Raw genomic sequence first — 24,269 nt, 5'->3', positions numbered from 1 at the left:
GCTAGACGCATGGTCGAAACTCACGAGCTGCCCGAGGGCGTTGACGAGAACTACGAAAACACCGAGGCGCGTGCCGCTCTGCTCGCCTTCCAGGCGGCCCCTGACTACGAGCACCTCGCAGCGTTCCTCAACGCGCTGCGCGAGGGCTTCCTCGTGGTCGACGTGACAGGCACCTCGTCGAAGAAGAAGGGGCCGCGGGTTCGCACGATTCGCTCGACCAAGGGGCAGCTCGTACTCCCGATCTTCACCTCGATGGCCGAGCTGCGTGCACTGGCACCGCAGGCTCGTGGCGAGGAGGTGAAGGGGGCGATCATGCCGGCACGCGCAGCGCTGTCGCTCATCAAGGCCGACCGCTTCGTCGCCGCTGAGTTCGACAAGGCATCCGCCTCACTCGTGTGCCTGCGAAAGTTCATCTTGCTCGCCCTCGAATACGACGAGGTCACGGCAGAGTCCCTCCAGGCGTAGCCTGCGTCGCGCCAGCGGGCTGGCGTGGCCCGCTGAACCTAGCCTGGTGAGCCTCCCTGCAGCCGGACATGACTGTGCCCCCTCATCGCTGAGGGGGCACAGTCATTTCCGGCGCCGAGACGCCGAATCGGCTACTTGCCGACGCGGAACGCGCGCACGACCTGGACGACGCCGAGCACGACCATCGAGATGCCGAGCAGCCACCACAGGGTCACTGCCCCCATCATCGGCGAGAGCAGCAGCACGACACCGGCGATCAGCGAAATGATGCCGTAGATGATGCTCCACACCTTGCTCTGCGACTTCGATGCGGTCGCGAAGGCGAGGATGCCCTCGAAGATCCAGAGCATACCGACCATGATCGAGAACATCAGCGCGGTAACGACTCCCGCGAACATGAGGTTCGACATGATGATAACGCCACCAACGATGTAGAGGATGCCGAGGAGGATGTGTCCGACTCGTGACCAGCCGCCGACGCCGCGTGAGAAGATCGCGGTGCCGAAGTAGACGATTCCCGTGACGATCGCGTACGCGCCGATGAGGGCTGCGAGGAAGGTGAGGGTGACGCCTGCCGTGGTCTTCGGCGCGAAGATGACGAAGAGGCCGAGCACGATGGCGATGAGGCCGCCGACTCCGAAGAGTACGCGGGCACCATCAGTTGCGCGGGCCTCAAGCGTGGGCTCGGTGGTATCAGTTACAGACATGATTCGATGCTCCTATCAGGATTACGTGCGCCCCGGGAGTCTGAGCGTTTCTCTCAGCATCCCACTTTTCGGGCCAAATGTGCAGCATTTCCTCGGCCAAGCCATGGGAAATCTCTTGCTGCCGCACAGAAAGTGCGCGTTTGCCTGCTCCGTCGCCCTTCCGCAGCTCGGGTGAGGCAACGCTGGTGCCCAGAAGCGCTGTTCTGGCGTCGAGCACCCCTCTCGCACCGCTAGTGTGGTTTCCAGTATTCGATCAGCCATCGTGTTCACTGTGCGAACCGTGAGCGGCTGCCAAGAGAAACAGGAGCGGCACTGTGGGCGCACTCATTCTGCGAGCTATTAACCCGGGAGACCGCGCATCGTGGGAGGAGGCCTACCGTGGATACCGCGACTTCTACGAAGTGCCGCACGACCCAGAGGCGATCGATACGGTGTGGGGCTGGCTGAACGATCCCGACCACGAGACTCGCGGCATCGCCGCGGTCGAGGGTGGCCTCGTCATCGGCATCGCACATTTCCGTACCTTCGCGCGCCCGCTCGCGGCCTCGACCGGCCTCTACCTCGACGACCTCTTCACCACCCCAGCCGCGCGCGGCAAGGGCGTCGCCACCGCGCTCATCGAGCGACTCGGCGCAATCGCGAAGGCTGAGGGCGCATCAGTGGTGCGTTGGATCACGGCCGAGTCAAACGCCCCTGCTCGGAGCATCTATGATCGCGTGGCGACACAAACTGCTTGGGTCACCTACGACCGCGCCCCGGAGGCGTAGCGCGCGAATCGCGGGGCCCCTAAACCGCAACGCCCCCAAATCGCAACTTCCCCGTTTAATCCTTTCCGCCCCGTTTACGGCCTGTGCAAGAGTCGGACCGAATTAATCGGGGCGGAGAGGATGGTAGGGGTGGCACCCCGCGAGGCTTCCGGCGCGCGCACTGAGGTTCCCCGCGCGCACACTCAATCGTCAAGAGTCGGCGTAGTGCGGAGCAGTCGGCAGGTTCTGCCCGACTAACGCGCGCGAGCGGCAGCGTTCTCCCGCAGCCGCTCCGTGCCCGGGGTCGCCACCGACTCCCCGTGCGCGGTCGGGTGGCCGTCGCCGTCAACGGCAACAAACACGAGGCTGTCGAGCCGCAGTACGTCTTGACCGGTCGCGGCGTTCTCCACCCGGCAGCTCAGCGTGATCGACGTCCGCCCGAAAGCAACCACCCGGTACTCGAGCTCGAGCAGGTCCCCTCGCTCTGCACGCGACACGAAGTCAATCGCAGACATGTGCCGAGTCACGAGGTCGGTAGTGCCGAGCTGCGTGACGGCAACGATCGCGGCTTCCTCGTCTACCCACTGCAGTAGCCTGCCGCCAAAGAGTGCGTCGTGCTGGTTCAGGTCTTCGGGTTTAATCCATTTGCGCACGAGGTGCCGGTACTCACTCATAGACCAAGCCTAGAACAGTGACTGATTCCCGCTCAGCCATAGACTGGACGCATGGTTGTCTTCGCTGGAATCCTGCTGCTCGTCAACGCCGCCTATAACGTGATCGTGTGGCCCCGGTTCTGGGCTCGCGTCGCGAAGGATCCGCGCGCTCGCGACGAGCACGGCCGCGCCACCAAGTTCCTCACGGTACACGCGATCCTCATCGGGATCGCCCTGCTTATCGCGGTCGTCTCCGCGATTGCGGGCATCGTCCTGCTCGCGAGCTAAACAGCGCGGCTGCGGGCCGCTCTTTCGTGCAGCCGCGCCGCGCTGCTGTTACGCGGTACTGCTGTTACTCTGCGCTGTCGGTTTCCTCGTCAGCGTCAGCGTCATCGGCTGCCGACTCAGTGACTGTTCCGGGCTCTTCGCGGCCTGAGGCGGTGTGCGTGGCAGGCCCGAGGTGCGAAGCCCCACCCTCGCCGACCCAGCCGTCACCGGGCGTGCGGGCCGGATCCGACTCGTGATCCGGCAGTGCCTTCTTCGTGTTCTCAGCCATTTCCGCTCCCCTTTCGCCAGTGAAACATGTGCCCAAGAGTCTACGCACCTTTAGCGTCGACAACCAGAGCGCACTCGCAACACCGGCAGGTTTCAGCGCCCGACAAGTAGGATGGCCGCTATGAAGCGGATTCTGACCTACGGCACCTTTGACCTCCTCCATTGGGGGCACATCCGGCTCCTGAAGCGCGCCAAGAGCCTCGGGGACTACCTCGTCGTCGCGGCCTCAACCGAGGAGTTCAACGAGGGCAAGGGCAAGAAGACGTACCATGACTTCGGCACGCGCAAGAACATGCTCGAGGCCGTACGCTACGTCGATCTCGTAATCCCGGAGGATTCCTGGGACCAGAAGATCGACGACGTGCAGAAGTACCAGATCGACACCGTCGTGATGGGCGGCGACTGGGAAGGCGACCCGCGCTTCGAACTCCTTACGCCGTACTGCGACGTCGTGTACCTCGACCGCACCGAGGGCGTGTCCACGACGAAGATCAAGCGCGACCTCGGCGTCAACGGCTAGCTCGGCGTTCAGGCCCCTCCCGTAGCGAACGGCCCCGGATCCTCCCCTTATATAAGGGAGAGGATCCGGGGCCGTTCGCGTCGCAGCGCCTGAAGCGCGGGCTACAGCACCTTCGAGAGAAACGCCTTCGTGCGCTCGCGCTGCGGGTTAGTGAGCACCTCGACCGGGTCTCCTGATTCGACGACGACGCCGCCGTCCATGAACACGAGCTTGTCGGCGACCTGCTTCGCGAAGCCCATCTCGTGCGTCACGACAATCATCGTCATGCCGCTCTCTGCGAGGCCCTGCATGACATCGAGCACCTCTCCGACGAGCTCTGGATCAAGCGCGCTCGTTGGCTCGTCAAACAGCATGAGCTTCGGATCCATCGCGAGCGCACGCGCGATCGCCACGCGCTGCTGCTGGCCGCCAGAGAGGTGTGCGGGGTAATAGTCGTGGCGATCCGCGAGCCCAACGCGAGCGAGTAGCTCCATCGCGCGCGTCTGCAACGCGGCCTTCGACCCCTTCTTCAGCAGCGTGGGTGCCATCGCCACGTTCTGCAGCGCCGTCATGTGCGGGAACAGGTTGAAGCGCTGAAACACCATCCCGATGTCGCGCCGCTGCACCGCCGCCTCCTTCGGATGCATCTCGTAGAGCTTGTCGCCGTGCTGCCGGTAACCGACGAGCTTGCCGTCGACCGAGAGCCTCCCGGCGTTGATCGTCTCGAGGTGGTTGATGCAGCGCAGGAAGGTCGACTTCCCAGAGCCCGAGGGGCCGACAAGGCAAAGCACCTCGCCACGCTTCACCTCGAGCGAGATCGACTTCAAGACTTCGTTCGACCCAAACGACTTCGAGATCGCTTCGGCCCTCACCATCGGGGTCTCAAGGGTGGTGTTGGTGTTCATCTCGGTCATCGTCCGCCTCCCGCGCCGGGGCCGAGCGGCCCACCTGTCTCCGGCATTTCGCCGATGACAGAAATCGATTGTGTTTCCACTGTGGGCTTCTGCACGTCAACGCGTGCCTCCACGCCCTTGGCGAAGTGCCGCTCAAGGTAGTACTGGCCAACCATGAGAATTGACGTGATGACGAGGTACCAGACCGAGGCAACAATGAGCATCGGCACCGGCTGGTACGTCACCGCGGCGATGTCGCGCTGGCGGGTAAAGAGTTCACCGATAAACGGCACTGCCGCCACGAGCGAGGTGGTCTTCAGCATCGAGATCACCTCGTTGCCGGTTGGCGGAATAATCACGCGCATCGCCTGGGGCAGCACGACCCGAGTCATCGTGTGCCACCAGCCCAGGCCGAGTGCCGTAGCTGCCTCATCCTGGCCCTTGTCGACGGCAAGCAATCCGGCGCGCACGATCTCCGCCATGTAAGCGGCCTCGTTGAGCGCGAGACCGATGATCGCGAGCGTGTAGTAGGAGAGCAGGTCCTTGGTGGTGAAGGTCACGACCGCCTCGGTGAATGGGATCCCGAGCGAGAAGGTCTTATAGATGACCGGCACGAGCCCCCAGAAGGTGAGCTGCACGTAAACCGGGGTGCCGCGGAACACCCACAGGTACACCCATGAGACCGCCTTCACCACGGGGTTGGGTGACTGCCGCATGACCGCGAGCAGCACGCCGAGCAAGATCGCGATGATCATCGAGTAGACCGTCAGCTGCAGCGTGTACCCGATCGCTGAAATGATGCGGGTATCGAAGAGGTACTTGCCGACCTCGGGCCACGCGAAAACGGGCCGGTTGAATGCCGCGTCGTAAATGAAAATTCCGGCGATCACCACGAGCACTACGGCGAAGATAACCCGCCACGGGTGCCTGCGCTTGATAGCCCGGAGCGCTTCGGGTTCAGCGTGTCGTTCGACAGCTTCACTGGTCGGGTGGGACATGTGTGTACTTCCTCGTACTGGGGGTCGGGGCGGTCGCCGCGTGGCGGCCGCCCCGACCAGATCGAACTGTGTAGTTCTCTTAGTTCTCGCCAGCGTTTACGGTCGCCTTGTCGAGTGCACCCGACTCGATGCCCGCTGCCTTGAGGATCTCGAGGTAGGTGCCGTCATCCATGAGTGACTGCAGCGCTGCCTGCACGGCCTTCGTCATGTCGCTGTCCTTCTCCGTTGCGAAGCCGTAGGGGGCTGCGTCGAAGACCTCGCCGACCGACTTCAGCTGATCGCCGAGCTTCGCGACCGCGTCGCCCGAAACCGGAAGGTCTGCCGAGAACGCGTCTGCCATGCCGTTGACGACCGCGTTCGTCACCTCGGGCTGGCCGTCAAACGGCAGCACCTCGATGCCGGGCTTTCCTGCGTCCTTGCACTCCTGGTCACGGCGCGGCATCTCTTCAGTGTGCTGCACGGTGGTTGCCTGGACGGCGATCGTCAGGCCACAGGCATCGTCGGGGTTAATGTCGGAGTCTGCAGGGGCCACCCACAGGCTTCCGGCGTTCAGAAAGTTCACGAAATCCACGGACTTCTGGCGCTCAACCGTGTCGGTGAACGACGAGGAGCCGAGGTTGACCACACCCTCCTGAATGCGGGGGATGATGCTGTCAAAGCCGAGGATCTCCCATTCGGGGGTGAGCCCGAGCTTCGCCGAGACGGCCTCCGCGAGGTCTACGCCCCAGCCCACCGGCTCGCCCTTGTCGTTCTTGTACTCGTTGGGCGGGTATTCGGCGTCGGTGCCAATGAGAATGGTGCCCGCCTTCTTGACATCTTCGGGGAGCAGCGCGACCGCAGCCTCGTCCGGCTTGATCGATGCCGAGGTGTCAGTGTTGTCTCCTCCGGTGCCCTCTTCTGCTGCGTTATTAGTGCAGCCGGTGAGCACGAGCGCCGCGGCAGCAGCGAGAGCGGGGAGAGCGTAGCGAATCTTCATCGATTCCTCCTTGTTGAGGGCGGGGTTACTAATCTTGAAACCTCGAAGCCGAGTGTAGCGACCTACACAGCTTCGGGTGTAGTCAGAGTATCTATCCCGCTCCATACACGGCCTGGAACGCGCAGATTTGTTGCCGAACCGTGCTGAGAGGACACCCTCCGGGTGTGTCGGAGCTCGAGCTACGCCGAGCGTCCGCACTTCTCCAGACAAGGACATCGAACTCGCACACTCATTCCTCCCCAGGTAATCACCCCGAGTGCTCCCCGAGGCGGCGAGCTGCTGCTCGGGGGGCACCATCGGCCGCAACGATCCAGCGCACCAACCTGGTCCACCGCCCCGGGGTCTGCCACGGGGTCGCAGCAAGCGCCACAGCGGCCGGGGTCTTCGACCTCGTGACAACTGCGGCGCTCTGAACGGAGACCCCAGTTGCCATAGCCGGCCCAGCAGGCAGAGCGCCGATCGCGAAGGCGACACGGGCCGAAGCGATCACGATGGTGCGTGTGTTGCGGTGAGAAGCGTTCTTCACGAGCAATTCCTACTACCTATATACAGGTGACGGAGTTTCCCGGCGCTGAGCGGCCTCGCTCACCCAGCTTCGGGCCCGAGAACCACGCTAAAATCCGGACGGCGCCCAGGCATCAATCGATCGGTTGCGCCGAGAGACACCGCTCAGCGACGTGCGAGATGTACATCCAGTTCAGCTGCGATAGCCCAGTAGCCATTTGCCGCGGCAAGGTCGCGCGGCGAGGTGCCGCCGCCATCCGCAAGCGAGGGGTTCGCACCCGCTTCAAGGAGCATGCGCACCGCAGCGAGGTGGGCATCACCACCAGTTCCGAGCACGATTGCCTCGTGCAACGCCGTCCACCCAAGGTTGTTGATGTGATCGATCGGCACTCCGGCATCGATCAGTATTTCCATCGTGCTGAGGTGCGCGTGCTCAGCGGCCGGTATGAGGGCTGTTCCGCCAAAGCGGTTAACGGCGGTGACGTCGGCACCGTGTTCGAGCGTGAGCCGCAAAATCTCGTCTAAGCCCTCGGCCCCCGCGTACAGGAACGCCGAGTCTTGCATATCGTCTTGCGCGTTCGGGTCGGCACCGGCCTCGAGGAGGGCCCGCGCGATCTCAACCTGGTTCGCTTTCGTCGCCACCACCAGAGGGGTGCGCCCCGCTTCTCCTGTGGCCTCAAGATCCGCCCCCAGGAGGATCGCCGAGCGCACGCCGGCAAGATCCGCTGCCGCCGTCGCGTCCCGCAGCGCGACAGTCGCCGCGGCCTGTTCGGCCTCACTCGGAGGCTTGGGGGGATCTGCGGGGACGGGCGCCGCCGGCTCCCGCGTTTCTCTCGGCGGGGCGGGCCTGTCGTCGCCAGAAGCAGGCGCACAGCCAGCCAACACGCCTAGCGCCAGCACGAAGGCACAGGTCCGGATGATTGGCCGCAGCTGGCGCTTCGTCATGGGTACTCCTCCCGCGCGTCAGACCGGTGTGGCGTGGATCACCGACACCTCGTTCTATCCAACGAACGCTATCTCAGGGTCCCGTCTCGGCGCAGAATCCACATCAACCGATCGGTTGAGGCCCGACACGGCTCGATGCTGGATACTGAATGCGATGGATCCTCGCCCCTCCCCGCTGACTGCCGGCCCCGACAGGCCGCTCACAGCGATGCACATCGCCGTGGATCTGGGGTTTGGCATCTTGATGGCCGTGAGTGTCTTCAGGTATTTCAGTAACCACCCATTCGGCGGAGTCGGGGTGTGGGCGCTCGCGCTTGCGGTGGGGGCGACGCTTGCCTACGCGGCCGCGGTGCTCGGCACCGACCGGGGGAGACGGCAGACGATCGGGATCCTGACAGCAACAGCGTTCTGGCTGCCGCTCGCGGTCATCGCGCCCTCCTTCAGCTGGTGCGCCTTCGCCCTCATCTTCGCCGTCTATCGCGTGCTGCCGAGGCGGCAGGCGACAATCACGAGCGCGGGCATCGTCGTTGCGGTCAGTGCGGGACTATTCATCATGTCGGACGGGCAGGATCTCGGGCTGGTGCTCGGCCCCTTCTTCGGCGGGATCGTGGTGTCCACGGCATACGTCGCGCTTGACCGCACGCTCGAGAACCGGCGGCAGCTCACCGACGAGCTCTTAGCTACCCGGGAACAGCTCGCCCGCACGGAGCGAGACGCCGGAGCGCTCGCCGAGCGCGGCCGCTTCGCGAGCGAGCTCCACGACACTGTGGTGCAGCGCACCGCAAGCGCCCTCTTGCTGCTCGAGTCCAAGGATGAGTCACGAGACCGCGGCGACGCGGCTATCGCCGAAGCCCGGGAGGTGCTCCGCGAAGCGCTCGTGGAAACTCGGCAACTGCTGCACGGTCTCCAGGCCCCAGCCGAACAGGAGTCGCTCAGCGCTGCCCTGCGCGATCTCGCGCACTCGCACGGAGCAGAGTTCACGGCCGTTGGGGAGGACCATGCGGTCGACGCCGACGTCACGCACGCCCTGCTTCGCGTCACCCAGGAGGCGCTCGTCAACGCGGGGAAGCACGCAGCGGCCCGCGCGGTGCGCGTCACACTGACGTTCTTCGACGATGCGGTCGGGGTGGACATCGCAGATGATGGCCGCGGTTTCGACACCGAGCAGGAGCAGCCGGTCGACGCCGGCTACGGCCTGCGAGCGATGGCCTGGCGGATCGAAAACCTGGGTGGCCGCTTCACCCTGGAATCAGCAGTCGGCCAGGGCACGGTCATCGCGTGCGTCGTGCCGTCCGCAACGCTGGAAGACACCCGAGCATGATCCGCATCCTGCTGGTTGATGACCACCCCGTGCTCAGGCACGGGATCCGGGCGCTGCTCGACACCCAGCCCGATTTGGCGGTGGTCGCCGAGACCGGCGAAGCCGACGAGGCCGCTGCGCTCGCGCTCGCAGAACGCGTTGAGGTGGCGCTCGTCGACCTCGACCTCGGGCAGGATCGAGCTGACGGGGTGGCTGCGACGAGAGCAATCCTCTCGGCGCACCCGGCGGCACGAGTGATCGCGTTCACCGCGTTCGATTCAGACTCCGACATTGTTCGCATGACCGAGGCGGGTGCGATCGGCTATCTCCTCAAGGACAGCCGACCGCAGGCGCTCTATCGGGCCATCCGGGCGGCCGCCGCTGGCGCACCCGCGATCTCCGACCCGATCGCGGCGCGACTCCACGGTCGCCAGCAGCACCCCAACGAAACACTCACTGCACGCGAGCTCACCGTCCTCGAGCTGGCTGCGTCAGGGCTGTCGAACAGGGATCTGGCGCGGAAGCTCCACATTAGCGAGGCGACCGTGAAGACCCATCTTCACCACGCATTCACGAAGCTGGGTGCGGAGAACCGCCAGAGCGCCATCGCGATCGCCATCAAACAGGGGCTCGTCAGGCTCTGACAGGCGCCGAGCTCAGGGCGCCGTGTTTCCTGCACTGGCTAGCCGCCGAGCACGCGCAGCACAGACGCCGCCGCGCTGTGCCCTGCGTCTTCGGCGACCTGCCTCGCAGTGCGGCCGTCGTCGCCCACCGCAGCCGGATCGGCGCCAGCCCGGAGCGCGAGTGCCACTGCGTTCGCGTCGCCCGCCGATGCGCCTGCAAACAGGGCCTGGCCCGGCGCTGCGGGGGCGACTGCGTTGAGTGCCTCCAACACCGCGATCTGGCCCGGGAACCCTCGATGGTGCGCCATCTGCAGCGGCGTCATGCCTTCGCTACCCGACGGCGTATCCAGGCTCGCACCTCCCGCCACGAGCACCTGGAGCGTCAGGTGGTAGCTCGGGTCATCGCGGCCCAAGATCACCGCCTCGTGGATCGCCTGATACCCCAGCCTGTTGATGTGGTTCGCATCGACGCCGTTGCGCAGCAGGATTCCTGACACCTCCCAGTGTCCGCGCTCGGCAGCCCGGATCAGCCCCGTACCGTTCCAGCTGTCGAGGTCGGTGAGGTCGGCACCGTGTTCGAGGGTAAGTTCGAGAAGCTCGGACCGCCCCTCGCTCGTGGCGATGAGATACGCCGACTGCACAGTTCCGTCTTTTGCATTCGGGTTTGCTCCCCACTCGATGAGACGCTCAGCTGCTCCAACGTCGTTGGCCCAGGCAGCGTCGCGGAGCTGCTGGTCGAGAACATCCTGCGAGAGGCCGGGGTTCTCTGGCCCCGGTTCGGGCGTTGGTGAGCGTTCAGGTGCCGGATCGGGCGCTTGTGGGCGTTCGGGCGCCGCGGCATCGGCCGCGCCCGGCGAGGCGACTCGGTCCGGCGCACGCGATGGTTCGGGCGCGCAGCCGCTCAGCAGTACCGCTCCCCCGAGAAGCAGCGCGGCGAAGCGCATGTTCCTGTTTATCCGGCAGTCAGTCATCATCCAGCTCGGCTCCCTGCAGTTGCGCGGGCGCGGTGCCCGGTCTCATCTGCCAGCGTATGAAGCCGCTGCCGAAGCCGCATCAACCGATCGGTTGAGCCCGGCCCCTAGCCGGCGGGGCGGGCAAGGCGGGTGGGGCGAGGTGGGCGAGGCAGCGCGCGGCAACCAAAAAGCCCCTGACTGAAGTGAATGAACACTCAGTCAGGGGCTTTCGTTGTGGCGGAGGATGGGGGATTTGAACCCCCGAGGGCGTGAACCCAACACGCGTTCCAGGCGTGCGCCATAGGCCGCTAGGCGAATCCTCCTTGTTTTTCGAGCGAACTCGAGCAACGTCGACAAGTCTAGCGTGTTCACGGAGCACTCTGTGCCACAGCTCCCCCAAGTCCCGATCCAACATGGCGCACACCGCGGGATCCACCGCTGCATGCACCCAGCGATCCGCCCCCAGCGAACCTGTGAAATTCGGCCTCAGCTTGAATGTAACGGAAACGTAACGCATACTGGAAAGGTTGCAGGCCCACCGGTCGCGCAATCCTCAACGTTTTGGAGTCTCTGAGTGCCTTCCCCCGCCAAACCCTTTGTAGTCACGCTCGTCGCAGCGGTGACATTCGCACTGGGAGCAGCGCCAGCCGGCGCAATCGAGACCGAAGAGTTCACTGCCGCAGCGACGGCACCGACTGTCTCACTCACCACGCAAGCCCTCAGCACCGACACGAAGACCGCGCCGCTCGCACCGATCAGCTCTGTTCTTGCGGAGTCTGAGAACGCAAGCGCCAGCGCCAGCGTCGCCCACGGGTTCGACGTCGAGGCCGCGATCGCAGCTGCGACCTCGGAGCTTGGCACGAGCCGCGCAACCGGCTGGGGTGCCCCCGGAGAGTGCATCGTTTCTGCCCAGCGCTGGATCCGCGCTGGTGGCGGGGCATGGACCGGCGGCGGCGATCCCGTGGCCAACTACGTAGGCGCAGAGCGCCTCGCCCCGACCGAGGCAGTCGCAGGCGACATCATTCAGTACGAGCACATCCAGTTCCCGACCTCCTGGGTCTCTGGCATTCACACCGTGCTGGTCACTGGCGTGAACGATGACGGCACCTACCAGATCATCGAGTCGAACGTTCCGACGGGTTCGGGCTACGTGCAGGCGAAGGAATCCTGGGTTCCGGCACCGCCCGCGGGCTTCCAGGCCGTCGCCTGGCGCTTCTAGCAGCCCCACCACCCTTCACCCCCCGTTTAATCCATTCCGAGCCTCTCACGGCCCGTATAACGCTCACGCGCGAAAAAACGGGTCGGAATGGATGCGGCGCCTGGGCCGCTCCCGGCGCAGCCCGCGACACAGCCCGCGACGCGCAGCGCAACCCGCATTTCTCACCTGACCCGATTATTCCTTAGTGCGCCTTTTCGCCCCTACATTAGGCTCGGAATAGAAAACTCGGGGGTGTGAGGCTTGAGGAGGGGTCCTCGGGAGCCGCGGAACCGCGTTCAACTCCGACCGGCGAGCACTCGCTCGTAGAGCCGCACCATCCCCGCGCTCCGCGTGGACTGCAACAGCTCGCCTCCCGCCGAAGCGTCAACGCGCAGCTCACCTGGCTGCTCCGCGAGCGCCGACACCGCTTCGCGCAGCACGGCGGCTAGCGCAGCGACGCTCGCATCGTCCGCGAGCCACGACGGCTCAACGCCGAGGTCGTGCGCAATCTTCGGGTCGCAAAACACCGTCGGCGTTCCGAGCGCCGCCGCTTCAAACGGGGTGAGGCCCTGGGTCTCAAACCCAATCGACGTCTGCACGAGCGCGTCAGCGTCGCGCATCGCGGCGAGCGCCTCCTCGTAGGGCACGGGCCCCGCGACCCGCACGCGGTCTGCGAGTTTGAGCGCCTCGATCCTCCGCTCGACCTTCCCGAGCAGCAGCCCGGCGCCGTGCAGCGTGACGTCGGCGTCGACGCCCGACTCCCCGAGCGCCTCGATGAATTCGAGCACGCGTTTCTCGCCGCTCATGCGTCCGAGCCAGACGAGCCGGGGCCGCGTCCGCGCGCTCCGCGGCACCGCCCGCACCGCCCCAATCAGTTCGTCGTTGACGCCGCCCTGCGTCACCTCGACGCCACCGGCACTCCAGTTACCCACCCCGTGTTCCTCGAGCGTTCGGGCAAAGTGTCCAGAGGGCGCGGTCACGAGCGCCGCCCCCGCCGTGAGCTCGGCGAGATACCGCCAAGCTCCCGAATCGCTCGCGGCAACTCGGCCGCGCAGCGCAGCGGGCACCCGCCCCACGGCGAACCTCCGCCAGGCCCGCAGGCCCGCAAAGGCGACCGGCGCGAGCGGTGTCACGGCACGGGTTCCCTCGTCGACGTTGTTGTGCATCGTGAAGACCACCGGCAAGCCGTGCCGGTTCGCCGCGCGCAGCCCGATCATCGCGCCCCAGAAGTCACCCTGGATATGCACAAGATCAACGGGAGGCGACCCGGCCGCGACCCGGGCCGCGAGCGCCCGATCCAGCGCGCGGTCGCTCCGCTTCCCCGGCCAGCTGAGGCCGTATTCGCGATCTCGCGTGATCGGGACCGATGGCAGGTCAATGTACGCTGCCTGATCCTCCACAGCCGTCGCGTAGCCCGGCCGATGCAGCTCTGGTGCCGCGATGCTCACGGTGTGGCCCGCGCGCTCAAGGAAGCGTCGCTGCAGCCGCAGCGCGACCTGCACCCCGCCGAGCGACTCGGGATGCTGGTCGGTGACGATGAGAATGTGCATCGCCGGTTACGCCACGGGGGTGCCCCGGTACAGGGATTCGAAGGTGTCGAGCGTGCGGTCAATGTCGTGCGACTGCACCGCCGTGAGTGAGGCCTGCTGCATGCGCTCGTACTCTGCGGGGGACGCAGTGAGCACCTTGGTAAGCGCCTCGGAGAGCTCGCGGTCGTTGCCCGCCTGGAACAGGTAGCCGTTCTCGCCGTGGTGCACGAGGTGCGGCAGCGCCATCGCGTCGGCGGCAACGATCGGCAGCCCGGAAGCCATCGCTTCCATCGTGGCGATCGACTGCAGCTCAGCGATCGAGGCGATCACGAACACCGTCGCGTCGGTGAGGTTCGCGCGCAGCTCCTCGTCGCTCACGCGGCCGGTGAAGCGCACGCGATCGGTGAGCCCGAGCTCAGAGACAAGCTTCTCGAGGTTCTTGCGCTGGTCGCCGTCGCCGACGACGGTGAAGCTCGCATTGAGCGCTGGATCGAGCCTTGCGAGGGCCCGAATGATGACGTCAATTTCCTTCTCGAGCGTCACACGGCCAACGAAGACGAGCGTGTTCTGCTCGCGCGGTGCGACGACTGCGGTGTAGTCACTCGCGCGGAGCCCGCAGCTCACGGGGAGCACGCCACGGCGGTATGTGTTGCGTTCGAGGAAGTCGGCGGCGCGCCTCGTCGGCGTGGTGATCGCGGAGGCCTTGCGCAGCACGCGGTCGGCACCACGCCAGCCCCACTTCACGAACAGCTGCTTCGCGCGCTCCGGGAGCAGGGTGAAGTCGAGCACGTTCTCGGGCATGATGTGGTTCGTTGCGACGATCCGGATCCCACGCTTCGCTCCCTCATATGCGAGCGCCCGCCCGATGACGATGTGCGATTGGATGTGGATCACATCGGGCTTCACCTGATCGAGAATCTGCCGCGCGTAATGCCGCGCGCGCCAGGGCAGCACGAAACGGAGCCAGTCGTGCGGGTACCAGCGCCAGCTCGCGATGCGGTGCACCGTCATCTGCTCGCCCTCGATGGTTTCGCGAAACGCACCGGTCACGCTGTGCTTCTTCGAGGGAGCAGCGACGTGAACGTCGTGGCCTCGGCGCACGAGCCCAGCGGCAAGGCGCTCGGCAAAGCGTGCAGCACCGTTGACGTCTGGGGCGAACGTGTCGCATCCGAGCAGAACTCGCATCGGGGCGCTATCGGTGGGTGAGGTCACGGTGTGGTGGGGTCCTTATCAAACGCATCGGGGTCGACGGTCAGGGTCAGTCGACGAACAACGTCCAGTGTATTCGGCGCATCCCGTGTTCTCGCAGTGGATCGCCGCCGCCTTCGTTCCACGCAGGCCGCCATCTGCAACAGGTACTTTTGTACCTGGTGTCTTTCTGCCTGCCGCTTTAGATTCTGGTGCTTGCCGTTACACCCCGCGAATCTAGTACGGTGCCTCGTTTCCACTCAGCAGCAGCAAGAACCATCGGAGAGCGCATTCGCGACGCACGACGCGCAGAAGGCATCTCTATGGACGATCTCAGCGAGCTCTCTGAAGTGAGCCTTACGAGCATCGGCAAGATCGAGCGCGGAGCACAAAGCCCCTCCGCAGAGACACTCATTCGGATCGCCACGGCCCTCGCAATCGACCCGGGCCTGCTCGTCAGCGGTATTACCTCACAGGATTACGGGCAGCGGACTCGCCCTTACTCGGTGCGCGACTTCATGCGCGAGCAGCGGGCGCGCGAACGAGCCGAATCTGAGCGGGCAGACGACGAGGATGAGGACGAGGGCACCATCGCACCCGGCGACGCAGCCTCGTAGGCGGGGCTCAGCAGCTCCCGCGGTCACACCCCATGGCGGCGCAGCCCAAGTGGGCAGACCAGGAGCGGACGCAGCGCAGAGCGATCGCCCTAGGAGCGGTCGCCCTCGCTCTCGCCGTCAAGCACCGCATCTTCGGCGATGTCGTCGGTGGTGCGGTCGCGATTGCGCCAGGCGTAGATGCTCTCAGAAGCCTCTTCGCGCGGCTTCGAGAGCAGCAGGATCGACAGCGAGACGCCGATGAGCGCAGCGAGAACCGCGGCGATGATGCCCGACATCATCATGGTGAAGCCAAGGGCGAGGCCGAGGGCATACAGGGCTGCGAACGGCACCACGAAAAAGAGTAGGCGCAGCACAATGTAGGTCGTCCAGGCTTTGCGTTGTTCACTCACGGCGTCAAGTCTACCGACGGATACTGTGCGCTCTCCCTCCTCGCCCAGAGGGATGGCGGGTAGCATGAAGCCATGGTCAGGTTTATCATTATTGGCGCTGTCATCGCGGTAGCGTTCACCCTGTATTCCCTGGTGGATGCCGCGATGACTGACCACTCCCGCGCTCGCGGTGTGAGTAAGCCGGTGTGGATCGTCATCATCGTGCTCCTGCCAGTCATCGGCGCAGTGCTGTGGCTCATGATCGGCAAGGGCAGCCCCTCGACGGGTCCCGGTGCACCGAACCACCTCGCCCCCGACGATGACCCGCGGTTCACGGGCCGCCAGCTCAGCGACGCTGAACGCGAGTCACTGCGCGATCTCGAGGCCCGGCTGAAGGAACTCGACGAGGAAACCTTCCCCGGCGAAGAGCCGCCGAAGCCGCGGCCGAGCGAAGATCAGGATCAGGATCAGGACAAGACGAGATGAGCCGGGGGCCAGCTCCCTCCTCCATCTTCGCTGTCGAGCTCCTCGCTGAGCTGATCCGCCGCGGCGTCTCCGACATCGTGGTCTGCCCGGGCTCTCGGTCCCAGGCGCTCGCCCTCGCCGCCGCCGCAGCTGAGCAGGCTGGGGCGATCCGGTTGCACGTGCGCGTGGACGAGCGATCCGCCGCGTTCTTCGCACTCGGCCTCGCCCGCGAAACAGGTATGCCGGCACCCGTGATTGTCACGAGCGGCACCGCCGTCGCAAACCTCGTCCCAGCAGCCCTCGAGGCGCACGAGGGGCGCGTTCCGTTCATCGCCCTCACCGCTGACCGCCCGGCCGAGCTCCGCGGAACGAGAAGCAACCAGACCACCCGGCAGTTCGACCTGTTCGGCGCGGCGGCCCGACTGTCGCTCGACGTCGCGCCGCCCGCGTTCGGCGCGGACGGCGACATCGGCCGCGATCCCGCGCAGGATCCGGGTCGGCTCGCGGCGCGCGCGTTCTCGGCAGCTCGCGGGTTTCCAGGGGATCAGCCAGCAGGTCCCGTGCAGCTCAATCTGCAGTTCGTCGAGCCGCTGTCAGGCACCGCCGGCTTTGATGAGATGATCGCCGCCGGCTTTGCGGCAGCCGGCGAGGAGGGTGCCGCCGCACGGGCGACCATCGCTGCCACCGCGGCGGCGGCTCCGGGCGCAGCTTCGCGCTCTGACGGGGAGCGCTTCGAGACGTATCTCCCCGACGCCGTCGGCGGCTACGTGCACGACGATGATGCGCTCACGGTCGTGATCGCGGGTGCCGGAGCCGGCGACGCGGCCGAGGCCTTCGCGCGCGACGCGGGCCTCCCACTCCTTGCAGAGGTCGTGAGCGGCTCCCGCTTCGGCCGCGAGGCGATCACCGCGTACGCGACGCTCATCGACGACCCCGAGATCGGCGGGCTCACTGAGCGTGCAGTCGTATTCGGGCATCCGACGCTCACGCGCCAGATCCCTGCGCTGCTTCGGCGCGACGACGTCGAGGTTGTTGTGGTGGATCCGCACGCCGGCGACCACTACGCACCCGTCTCCGGCGCACGCGTCGTACACGCGGCCACCGTGGCCCCTGCGCACGACCCGCGCGTGCACCGCCGCTGGCTCGGCGTCTGGGTCGCCGCCGATCGCGAGCTGCAGCGCGAGCGCAGCACCGTGCACGAACCAGACCTCGACGCCGCACGCGAGACCGGGTACAAGGAGCGCAACGCATACGCGCGTGCCGAGGTTGCCGTGAAGCGGGAGCCCATCACCCGGGGGCTCCTCGTCGAGACCGTGTGGCGGGCGACCTGGCCGCACGACCGGCTCGTGCTCGCGGCTTCCCGGCTGGTGCGGGTGCTCGACGCGCTCGCCCCGGCCCGCAAGCTCACTGTGCACGCCAACCGCGGGCTCGCGGGCATCGACGGCACCGTCGCGACAGCTCTCGGGGTGGCCGTGGCAAGCCAGGTCGATCCTGACCCCGCGCGCGCCGCCGGCACCACCAGGGTCATCATCGGCGATCTCGCGCTCTTGCACGACGCCGGCTCGCTGCTGCTCGCCTCCGAGCTGGAGGTGCGGCCCCGGATCCAACTCGTCGTCGGCAACGACGGCGGCGGCACGATCTTCGACTCGCTCGAGGTCGCGGCTTCGACGGCTCCCGACGTGTTCGACCGCGTCATGCGGACGCCGCACCGCGCGGATCTTGCCGCCTTGGCCACTGCCTTCGGCTGGGAGTACCACCGAGTCACCACCCGGGGCGAGCTTGAGCGCCTGTTCACGGCTCCCGTCACGGGGCCGACCATCGTCGAGGTGCCACTCGGCTGAGTAGCGGGGATGATGCTGCGGGGTGCGGGCTGCGGGCAGCGGGCTTCCCAAACTGACCCGCCACTGCTCGGGACGATCTCGCAGCGGGCGCGGAGGCTGTTCCGGGGCGGCCGGACGCCCTACAGTTGCTGTACGGCAGCGGCCGCCGAGGCGTCCGCTCGAAAACACCACGGGGGACGACTATGGCGAGTGACTTCTGGGACGGCGACGTAGCGGAGCTGCTCCGGGTACGAGAGGGGTTCGAGCTGCGATCCATCGACCCCGGATCCACCCCAGGCACCAGCGCGAACAAGAAAGCCGGCCAGGTCGAGCTCGCCGCCGCCGCGGCGGAGCTGCGCGAACTCCAAGAGCGGCTGTACGCGCAGAGCCGCGCCGGAGCCGCGGACCGCGTGCTCGTTGTGCTGCAGGCGATGGATGCCGCGGGCAAGGGCGGCATCGTCAACCACGTCTTCGGGCAGCTCGAACCGCACGGGCTCGAGCTCACGGCGTTTAAGTCTCCGACCGAGGAGGAGCGCGCCCACGACTTCCTGTGGCGCGTCGAACCGCGGGTGCCAGGGCCCGGAGTGATCGGGCTGTTCGACCGCTCCCATTACGAGGATGTGCTGATCCAGCGCGTGCGATCCTTCGCCCCGCCCGAGGAGATTGAGCGGCGCTACGGCGCGATCAGCGAGTTTGAACGGCGGCTCACCGACGACGGCGTGCGCATCGTGAAGATCATGCTGCACGTCTCGCCTGAGGAGCAGGCCGAGCGGCTGAGCGACCGCCTCGCCGACCCGTCGAAGCACTGGAAGTACAACCCGGGCGACGTAGACGAGCGGAAGCTGTGGCCGGACTACATGGATGCGTTCCAGACCGCGATCGACCGCTCGAGTGCCCCGCACGCTCCCTGGTTCGTCGTGCCGGCGAACTCGAAATGGTACGCGCGGGTGGCGGTGCAGCGCATCGTGATCGGTGAGCTCGAGCGGATCAACCCGCAGTGGCCCGCGGCAGACTTCGACGTCGCCGCCGAGCAGGCGCGGCTGGAGGCGACGGCCGGGCTGCGCTGGCCGTAGGGGCCCTGCCCGGCCTGGCCATCCCTACTTCCCCTATTTTTCCTCTCTGCGCCTTGTGCGGGCGTTGCAGGAGTCGGACAGGATAAAACGGGGCAGACAGGATGCGGCGGGCGGGCGACCGGCACACGGCGCGCAGCGGCTAGCGGGCGAACGCCTCCGTGATCGGCCGGAACTTCGAGACCGTCTCGCCGAGTTCGTGCGCGGGATCGGAGCCCTCGACGATCCCGCCGCCGGCGGTCGCGACAAGTGTCCGCTCGCCGGAGGCGTCAGGCTCGCCAATCTGCGCGCAGCGCAGCGCGATCACCCACTCGCCGTCGCCGGCGGCATCGATCCAGCCAACAGCGCCCGAGTACCGGCCGCGGTCAAACGGCTCAAGCTCGGCGATCATCGCGACCGCGTCGGCTGTCGGAGTCCCGGCAACGGCAGCTGTGGGGTGTAGCGCGTTCACGAGTTCGAGCGCAGTCGACTCGGCGCCCAGCGCCGCCCCAAGGTCGGTCGCGAGGTGCCAGACGTTCGGGAGCTGCAGTGCGAACGGCGCATCGCTCGTACGCAGCTCGGTGACGTGCGGGGCGAGGGCCGTGACGACGCTCTGCACGGCAAAATCGTGTTCGTGCTGCTCCTTGGCTGAGCGCAGCAGCTCGTCGCGGGCGGCCCGGTCGCGGGCGGCGTCTTCCGAGTGCCTGCCGCGGGTACCCGCGAGCACGCGCGCGGAGACCGCACCGCTCGTCGAGCGCACGAGCGTTTCGGGGCTCGCGCCGACAAGGCCGTCGACGGCGAAGGTCCAGCAGTCGAGGTAGCGTTCGCTCAGGCGTTCCAGCGGGATCCGCACGTCTGCGCCCGGTTCGAGCGCACCGCCGATCTGCCGCGAGAGCACCACCTTCTCGAGTTCGCCTGCGACCACCCGCGCGGTCGCGTCGCGCACGCCATCGAGATACGCGTCGACGTCGCTTCCGCCCATCGAGATGCCGAAGCGGGGTCCGACAGCGCCGGGCTCCGGGGCTCGCATCGCGACGACCTCGGGGGCGAGTAGCTCGACACCCGTCCAATCGGCGGCCGCGAGCGGTCGAGGATCGGGCAGCACCGCGGTTGGATCGGCCGAGCCAGCGAGGGTGTTCTCCTCGGCGAGCAGGGTGACTTCGGTCACCCACGCCATGTCGCGGTGGCGGTGGATCAACACTCGCGGAACCACAAGCACACTCTCGGAGGAGCTTTCGTCAGCGAAAGCAAAGGTACCGAAGGCGACGAGGCCCGACCCGGGCATACCGACGGGATCGTCAACGGTCGAGGCGGTCGCGATTTCCCGCCACACACGCGACGCTTCGGTGAAGCGGTCAGGGCCGGTGAACCGCAGCCGCAGCGTCTCGCCGACGCCGACGCAGCCGCGGTCTCCGCGGTTCCAAAACAGGGGCGATTCGGGGTCTGCATAGCTCAGCAAATTCGGCAGTTCGGGCAGCACCCGTGTCACTGCGCATAGCTTCGGCGTGTCCCCCACGGGGCCCCCGGTCACATCGGTCATCACCATCCCAATCTACTCGCCAGCAACTGCATGCATTCACAGAGGTACGACCGGCTACGATGGAACGGTGACTCGACCAGACACCACGACCAAGCACGCGACGGACGTTTCTGCCATGTTCGACGAGGTCTCCCCGAAATATGACCTCCTGAACGACGTGCTCTCGGTCGGCAACTCAAGGTTGTGGCGTATCGCCACCACCCGCGCGATTGCGCCGCGTAAGGGGATGCGGATCCTCGACCTCGCAGCCGGCACCGGCACCTCGTCGGCGGCGCTCGCAGCGCACGGCGCGCACGTCACCGCAGCCGACTTCTCCGAGGGCATGCTCGCGGAGGGCCGCCGCCGCAACGCGGGCAACGACCTCATCGACTTCGTCTGGGCCGACGCAACGCAGCTGCCGTTTGAAGACGACAGCTTCGATGCCGCCACGATCTCGTACGGCCTCCGCAACGTCTCCGAGCCGAAGCAGGCGCTCGCCGAGATGGCGCGCGTCGTGAAGCCTGGCGGCCGGGTCGTCATCGCCGAGTTCTCGCAGCCGCCGGCCGGTGCTGTGAACTGGGCCTACACACAGTACAACCGGCACGTACTGCCACGCGTAGCGAAGGTCATCAACCGCGACGCGGCAGAGGCCTACAACTACCTCAACGAGTCCATCGAGACCTGGCCCGGCCAGGAAGAGCTCGCGAGCTGGCTGCGCGAGGCAGGGCTTGAGCGAGTTGCGTACCGCAACCTGACGCTCGGGATCGTTGCCCTCCACCGCGGGTTCGTGCCGCGCGCCGCGAAGCCGGCGCCGAACGAGCCTGCCGCGGAGAAGGCACCGAGCGAGCCGAAGTCGGCAGCCACCACGCCTGCAACCGCGAAATCTGATGCGCCGAAGAAACCGGCGGCGAAGAAACCAGCGGCGAAGAAGCCCGCCGCGAAGAAGCCCGCGACCACGAAGGCGGCCGACGCCAAGGAGGCCGCTGCCAAGCCCGCCAGCGCGTCTGAGGGCGCGAAGAAAGCCGCTGCGGAGAAGCCGGCGACTGCTCAGAAGCCGGCCGCCAAGAAGCCGGCCACTCAGAAGCCGGCCACTCAGAAGCCGGCCACTCAGAAGCCGGCAACGAAGGAACCAGCTGCGAAGAAGCCCGCGGCTTCAAAGCCCAGCACCCCCAAGACCGAGACGAACGAGCGAGGCCACGAGTGATCCGTCAGAGCATGGCTGACACGACCACCCAGGCGCTGCCAATGCGGCTCTTCCAGAGCGCGGGAGATCGTCGCCAGGCGAAGGAGCTCCAGGGGGAGCTCGACCTCATCGAGGCCAGCCTCCTCGAGAACCTCGGCTTTGCGTCTGCGGTCGCGGATGCCCCCGCTCGCTACCTCGCTGAGGCGGGCGGCAAGCGGATCCGTCCGATGCTCACGGTGCTCACCAGCCAGCTTGGTGACGGCCCGAACGAGCTCGTGCGCCGCGCGGCCGTAGCCGTCGAGATGACGCACCTCGCTTCGCTCTACCACGACGACGTCATGGACGAGGCAACGCTGCGTCGCGGCGTCGCCGCATCGCACATGGTGTGGTCGAACTCGGTCGCGATCCTCGCGGGCGATCTGCTGTTCGCGCGCGCCTCGTCGCTCGTCGCCGGCATGGGCGAGGACGCGATCCTGCTCCAGGCGCGCACCTTCGAGCGGCTCTGCCTCGGCCAGCTGCACGAAACCGTCGGGCCGCAGGCCGGCGACGACCGCATCTCGCACTACATTCAGGTGCTCGCCGACAAGACCGGCGCGCTCATCTCGACCGCTGCTCGCATGGGCGTCATGTTCGGCGGCGGCAGCGTCGAGCACGCGAACGCGGTGACCGAGTACGGCGAGCGCATCGGCGTCGCCTTCCAGCTCATCGACGATGTCATCGACCTCTCCCCCAAAAAGGAGCAGACCGGCAAGCGCGCGGGAACCGACCTCCGCGCCGGCGTCGACACGCTCCCCCTGCTCCTCCTTCGAACACGTGCCGCAGCCGGCCACGCCGACGCGCAAGAGCTGCTCACCCGCATCGACGCGGGCGTGCAGGCGATTGCCGACGGGGCCGACCTATCGGTCATGGATCCAGAGGTCGACGCGCTCTACAACCATGTGGTGACGCGTGAGACCGAGGCCACCGCCCAGCGTTGGGCCGACGAAGCTGTCGCAGCACTTGATGTGCTGCCGAAGTCGCCGGTGAAGCGCGCGCTTGAGCGCATGGCGGAATCCATTGTTTCGAGGGAAGGGTAGTTCCGAGGTATGAGCAAGATGCGCCTGGCGATTGTGGGGGCCGGCCCAGCCGGTATTTACGCTGCGGACCTGCTGCTGAAAGCGGAACGCGAGTTTGAGGTCGAGATTGACCTCTTCGATCAGCTCCCCGCACCCTACGGGCTCGTGCGCTACGGCGTCTCGCCCGACCACCCGCGCATCAAGGGGATCATCAATGCGCTGCGCGACGTGCTCGACAGCGGCGAGATCCGCTTCTTCGGGAACGTCCGCTACGGGCAGGATCTCACGCTCGAAGACCTCAAGCGGCACTACAACGCGGTGATCTTCTCGACTGGCGCGATCCGCGACGCGATGCTCGGCGTGCCCGGCATCGACGCTGAGGGATCCTACGGCGCAGCCGACTTCGTGAGCTGGTTCGACGGCCACCCCGACGTGTCGCGGACCTGGCCGCTCGAGGCCGCCTCGGTCGGCGTCATCGGCAACGGCAACGTCGCCCTCGACGTTTCCCGCATGCTCATCAAGCACGCCGACGACCTGCTCGTCACCGAGATTCCCGAAAACGTCTACCAGGGCCTCAAGGCGAACCCGATCGAGGAGCTGCACCTGTTCGGCCGCCGCGGCCCGAAGTACGTGAAGTTCACGCCGCTCGAGCTGCGCGAGCTCGGCGAGGTGCGCGACGTCGACATGGTCATCGACGAGCGCGACTTCGCGCACGCCGACCCGTACGCCGACGAGGTGCTTGCGAAGAACAAGCAGGTCACCGTCATGACCCGCATCATGGACAAGTGGCGCGATGAACAGCGCGCCCGCGAGGCCGGCGAGGTCGAGGCATCGTCGCGTCGCCTGCACCTGCACTTCTGGTCGAAGCCCGTCGAGGTCGTCGTTGAGGACGGCCGCGTCGTCGGCCTGAAGATCGAGCGCACCGCCCCCGACGGCGAGGGCGGCATCGTCGACACCGGCGAGTTTGAGGTGATCCCGATGCAGTCGCTCTACCGCGCTGTCGGCTACTTCGGTTCACCGCTCGACGAGATCCCATTCGATGAGAATCGTGGCGTGATCCCGAACGACCGCGGCCGCGTGCTCGACCTCGAGGGCACCCCCATTCCGGGGGTATATGCGACCGGGTGGATCAAACGTGGCCCCATCGGCCTCATCGGGCATACGAAGTCGGACGCTATGGAGACGCTGGAGCGTCTTATGGAGGATTCGACCACATGGTGGCAGCCAGAGCATGGTGACGCGGGCATCATTCCTGAGCTACTCTCGGAGCGAGGGGTGCCGTACACGACCATCGATGGCTGGCACCGCCTCGACGAACACGAACTGTCGCTCGGCGAAGCAGCCGGGCGCACGCGTATCAAGGTTGTCTCGCGTGACGAGATGACCCGCATTTCGCGTGGAGAGTAGACGGTTTTTCACCACACATAACTGATCCGGGCGCGCGCACACGGCGCGCCCGAC

General features: G+C 66.5%; 27 protein-coding genes and 1 tRNA gene. 14 read left to right on the top strand and 14 right to left on the bottom strand.

Annotated elements, in window-relative coordinates; translation table 11 throughout:
• The first annotated feature begins 9 nt into the window (after positions 1–9).
• Entirely contained in the window at positions 10–465 is a 456-nt protein-coding gene (locus ACI1US_RS10825) for an SseB family protein (protein ID WP_461640364.1), read from the top strand.
• A 131-nt stretch (positions 466–596) separates the two neighbouring features.
• Here ACI1US_RS10825 and ACI1US_RS10820 read toward each other — a convergent pair whose 3' ends face one another.
• A complete protein-coding gene (locus ACI1US_RS10820; protein ID WP_461640362.1) occupies positions 597–1,172 on the bottom strand; it encodes an HdeD family acid-resistance protein in 576 nt (191 codons plus the stop codon).
• 314 nt (positions 1,173–1,486) lie between these two features.
• On the opposite strand from ACI1US_RS10820, the gene ACI1US_RS10815 reads away from it, so the two are divergent.
• Complete coding sequence (locus ACI1US_RS10815) at positions 1,487–1,939, top strand: GNAT family N-acetyltransferase (protein WP_461640360.1); 453 nt, start codon at positions 1,487–1,489, stop codon at positions 1,937–1,939.
• A 233-nt stretch (positions 1,940–2,172) separates the two neighbouring features.
• Here the strand turns inward: ACI1US_RS10815 and ACI1US_RS10810 are convergent, their stop codons facing one another.
• Entirely contained in the window at positions 2,173–2,592 is a 420-nt protein-coding gene (locus ACI1US_RS10810; protein ID WP_461640358.1) for an acyl-CoA thioesterase, read from the bottom strand.
• 51 nt (positions 2,593–2,643) lie between these two features.
• Between ACI1US_RS10810 and ACI1US_RS10805 the strand changes: the two genes are divergently transcribed.
• Positions 2,644–2,859, top strand: coding sequence for an SCO4848 family membrane protein (locus ACI1US_RS10805; RefSeq protein ID WP_461640356.1), 216 nt, complete (start codon positions 2,644–2,646; stop codon positions 2,857–2,859).
• 64 nt (positions 2,860–2,923) lie between these two features.
• Here ACI1US_RS10805 and ACI1US_RS10800 read toward each other — a convergent pair whose 3' ends face one another.
• Positions 2,924–3,127 carry a hypothetical protein gene (locus ACI1US_RS10800; RefSeq protein WP_461640354.1) on the bottom strand — a complete coding sequence of 68 codons (204 nt, stop codon included), beginning with the start codon at positions 3,125–3,127 and terminating at the stop codon, positions 2,924–2,926.
• Positions 3,128–3,247: 120 nt separating this feature from the next.
• Here ACI1US_RS10800 and tagD point away from each other — a divergent pair, with 120 nt between their 5' ends.
• On the top strand, positions 3,248–3,646 hold the full coding sequence (gene tagD, locus ACI1US_RS10795) for a glycerol-3-phosphate cytidylyltransferase (RefSeq protein ID WP_461640352.1): 399 nt from the start codon (positions 3,248–3,250) through the stop codon (positions 3,644–3,646).
• A 101-nt stretch (positions 3,647–3,747) separates the two neighbouring features.
• On the opposite strand, the gene ACI1US_RS10790 is transcribed toward tagD, so the two are convergent.
• From ACI1US_RS10790 to ACI1US_RS10770, 5 genes are all read right to left on the bottom strand, one after another.
• Positions 3,748–4,530, bottom strand: a complete 783-nt coding sequence (locus ACI1US_RS10790; RefSeq protein ID WP_461640350.1) for an amino acid ABC transporter ATP-binding protein — start codon at positions 4,528–4,530, stop codon at positions 3,748–3,750.
• A gap of 5 nt (positions 4,531–4,535) precedes the next feature.
• A complete protein-coding gene (locus ACI1US_RS10785) occupies positions 4,536–5,516 on the bottom strand; it encodes an amino acid ABC transporter permease (protein ID WP_461640348.1) in 981 nt (326 codons plus the stop codon).
• Between the two features lie 79 nt (positions 5,517–5,595).
• Positions 5,596–6,492 carry an ABC transporter substrate-binding protein gene (locus ACI1US_RS10780; RefSeq protein ID WP_461640346.1) on the bottom strand — a complete coding sequence of 299 codons (897 nt, stop codon included), beginning with the start codon at positions 6,490–6,492 and terminating at the stop codon, positions 5,596–5,598.
• Positions 6,493–6,739: 247 nt separating this feature from the next.
• Entirely contained in the window at positions 6,740–7,018 is a 279-nt protein-coding gene (locus tag ACI1US_RS10775; protein WP_461640344.1) for a hypothetical protein, read from the bottom strand.
• 143 nt (positions 7,019–7,161) lie between these two features.
• Entirely contained in the window at positions 7,162–7,941 is a 780-nt protein-coding gene (locus tag ACI1US_RS10770; RefSeq protein ID WP_461640342.1) for an ankyrin repeat domain-containing protein, read from the bottom strand.
• Positions 7,942–8,095: 154 nt separating this feature from the next.
• Between ACI1US_RS10770 and ACI1US_RS10765 the strand changes: the two genes are divergently transcribed.
• Positions 8,096–9,262 carry a sensor histidine kinase gene (locus ACI1US_RS10765; RefSeq protein ID WP_461640340.1) on the top strand — a complete coding sequence of 389 codons (1,167 nt, stop codon included), beginning with the start codon at positions 8,096–8,098 and terminating at the stop codon, positions 9,260–9,262.
• Complete coding sequence (locus ACI1US_RS10760) at positions 9,259–9,885, top strand: response regulator (protein ID WP_461640338.1); 627 nt, start codon at positions 9,259–9,261, stop codon at positions 9,883–9,885. Before ACI1US_RS10765 ends, ACI1US_RS10760 begins: the two co-directional genes overlap by 4 nt.
• Before the next feature lie 38 nt (positions 9,886–9,923).
• On the opposite strand, the gene ACI1US_RS10755 is transcribed toward ACI1US_RS10760, so the two are convergent.
• Entirely contained in the window at positions 9,924–10,808 is an 885-nt protein-coding gene (locus tag ACI1US_RS10755) for an ankyrin repeat domain-containing protein (protein ID WP_461640336.1), read from the bottom strand.
• A 244-nt stretch (positions 10,809–11,052) separates the two neighbouring features.
• A tRNA-Ser gene (locus tag ACI1US_RS10750) sits at positions 11,053–11,140 on the bottom strand.
• A gap of 296 nt (positions 11,141–11,436) precedes the next feature.
• On the opposite strand from ACI1US_RS10750, the gene ACI1US_RS10745 reads away from it, so the two are divergent.
• The gene (locus tag ACI1US_RS10745) at positions 11,437–12,036 is read left to right on the top strand and encodes a lipase (protein ID WP_461640335.1); all 600 of its coding nucleotides are present in this window, start codon (positions 11,437–11,439) and stop codon (positions 12,034–12,036) included.
• A gap of 275 nt (positions 12,037–12,311) precedes the next feature.
• Here ACI1US_RS10745 and ACI1US_RS10740 read toward each other — a convergent pair whose 3' ends face one another.
• Together ACI1US_RS10740 and ACI1US_RS10735 are read right to left on the bottom strand one after the other, a co-directional pair.
• Positions 12,312–13,565, bottom strand: a complete 1,254-nt coding sequence (locus ACI1US_RS10740) for a glycosyltransferase (RefSeq protein WP_461640333.1) — start codon at positions 13,563–13,565, stop codon at positions 12,312–12,314.
• A gap of 6 nt (positions 13,566–13,571) precedes the next feature.
• Positions 13,572–14,729 carry a glycosyltransferase gene (locus ACI1US_RS10735; RefSeq protein ID WP_461640403.1) on the bottom strand — a complete coding sequence of 386 codons (1,158 nt, stop codon included), beginning with the start codon at positions 14,727–14,729 and terminating at the stop codon, positions 13,572–13,574.
• A gap of 215 nt (positions 14,730–14,944) precedes the next feature.
• Between ACI1US_RS10735 and ACI1US_RS10730 the strand changes: the two genes are divergently transcribed.
• Positions 14,945–15,349, top strand: a complete 405-nt coding sequence (locus ACI1US_RS10730) for a helix-turn-helix domain-containing protein (protein ID WP_461640331.1) — start codon at positions 14,945–14,947, stop codon at positions 15,347–15,349.
• A gap of 89 nt (positions 15,350–15,438) precedes the next feature.
• Here the strand turns inward: ACI1US_RS10730 and ACI1US_RS10725 are convergent, their stop codons facing one another.
• Positions 15,439–15,738, bottom strand: coding sequence for a DUF4229 domain-containing protein (locus ACI1US_RS10725; protein ID WP_461640329.1), 300 nt, complete (start codon positions 15,736–15,738; stop codon positions 15,439–15,441).
• A 72-nt stretch (positions 15,739–15,810) separates the two neighbouring features.
• Between ACI1US_RS10725 and ACI1US_RS10720 the strand changes: the two genes are divergently transcribed.
• The 3 genes from ACI1US_RS10720 to ACI1US_RS10710 all read left to right on the top strand — a co-directional run bounded on the left by ACI1US_RS10720 (position 15,811) and on the right by ACI1US_RS10710 (position 19,075).
• The gene (locus tag ACI1US_RS10720) at positions 15,811–16,203 is read left to right on the top strand and encodes a PLD nuclease N-terminal domain-containing protein (protein WP_461640327.1); all 393 of its coding nucleotides are present in this window, start codon (positions 15,811–15,813) and stop codon (positions 16,201–16,203) included.
• A complete protein-coding gene (gene menD / locus ACI1US_RS10715) occupies positions 16,200–18,023 on the top strand; it encodes a 2-succinyl-5-enolpyruvyl-6-hydroxy-3-cyclohexene-1-carboxylic-acid synthase (protein WP_461640325.1) in 1,824 nt (607 codons plus the stop codon). Before ACI1US_RS10720 ends, menD begins: the two co-directional genes overlap by 4 nt.
• Positions 18,024–18,205: 182 nt before the next feature.
• Positions 18,206–19,075: a PPK2 family polyphosphate kinase gene (locus tag ACI1US_RS10710; protein ID WP_461640323.1), complete on the top strand. Its 870-nt coding sequence runs from the start codon at positions 18,206–18,208 to the stop codon at positions 19,073–19,075.
• Between the two features lie 139 nt (positions 19,076–19,214).
• Here the strand turns inward: ACI1US_RS10710 and ACI1US_RS10705 are convergent, their stop codons facing one another.
• Positions 19,215–20,540 (bottom strand): isochorismate synthase, encoded by a 1,326-nt coding sequence (locus tag ACI1US_RS10705; RefSeq protein ID WP_461640321.1) that lies wholly within the window; start codon positions 20,538–20,540, stop codon positions 19,215–19,217.
• Positions 20,541–20,658: 118 nt separating this feature from the next.
• Between ACI1US_RS10705 and ACI1US_RS10700 the strand changes: the two genes are divergently transcribed.
• From ACI1US_RS10700 to ACI1US_RS10690, 3 genes are read left to right on the top strand one after another with little or no spacing between them, the layout of a single operon-like run.
• On the top strand, positions 20,659–21,774 hold the full coding sequence (locus ACI1US_RS10700; protein WP_461640319.1) for a class I SAM-dependent methyltransferase: 1,116 nt from the start codon (positions 20,659–20,661) through the stop codon (positions 21,772–21,774).
• A gap of 11 nt (positions 21,775–21,785) precedes the next feature.
• The gene (locus ACI1US_RS10695; RefSeq protein WP_416550029.1) at positions 21,786–22,829 is read left to right on the top strand and encodes a polyprenyl synthetase family protein; all 1,044 of its coding nucleotides are present in this window, start codon (positions 21,786–21,788) and stop codon (positions 22,827–22,829) included.
• A gap of 9 nt (positions 22,830–22,838) precedes the next feature.
• A complete protein-coding gene (locus ACI1US_RS10690; RefSeq protein WP_416550028.1) occupies positions 22,839–24,215 on the top strand; it encodes an FAD-dependent oxidoreductase in 1,377 nt (458 codons plus the stop codon).
• Positions 24,216–24,269 lie beyond the last annotated feature (54 nt).

The sequence above is a fragment of the Leucobacter sp. BZR 635 genome (genome assembly GCF_048061935.2).
Classification (GTDB): Bacteria; Actinomycetota; Actinomycetes; order Actinomycetales; family Microbacteriaceae; genus Leucobacter.
Note: the sequence above shows the minus strand (reverse complement) of the source record. Positions and strands in the feature narration are given on the sequence as shown.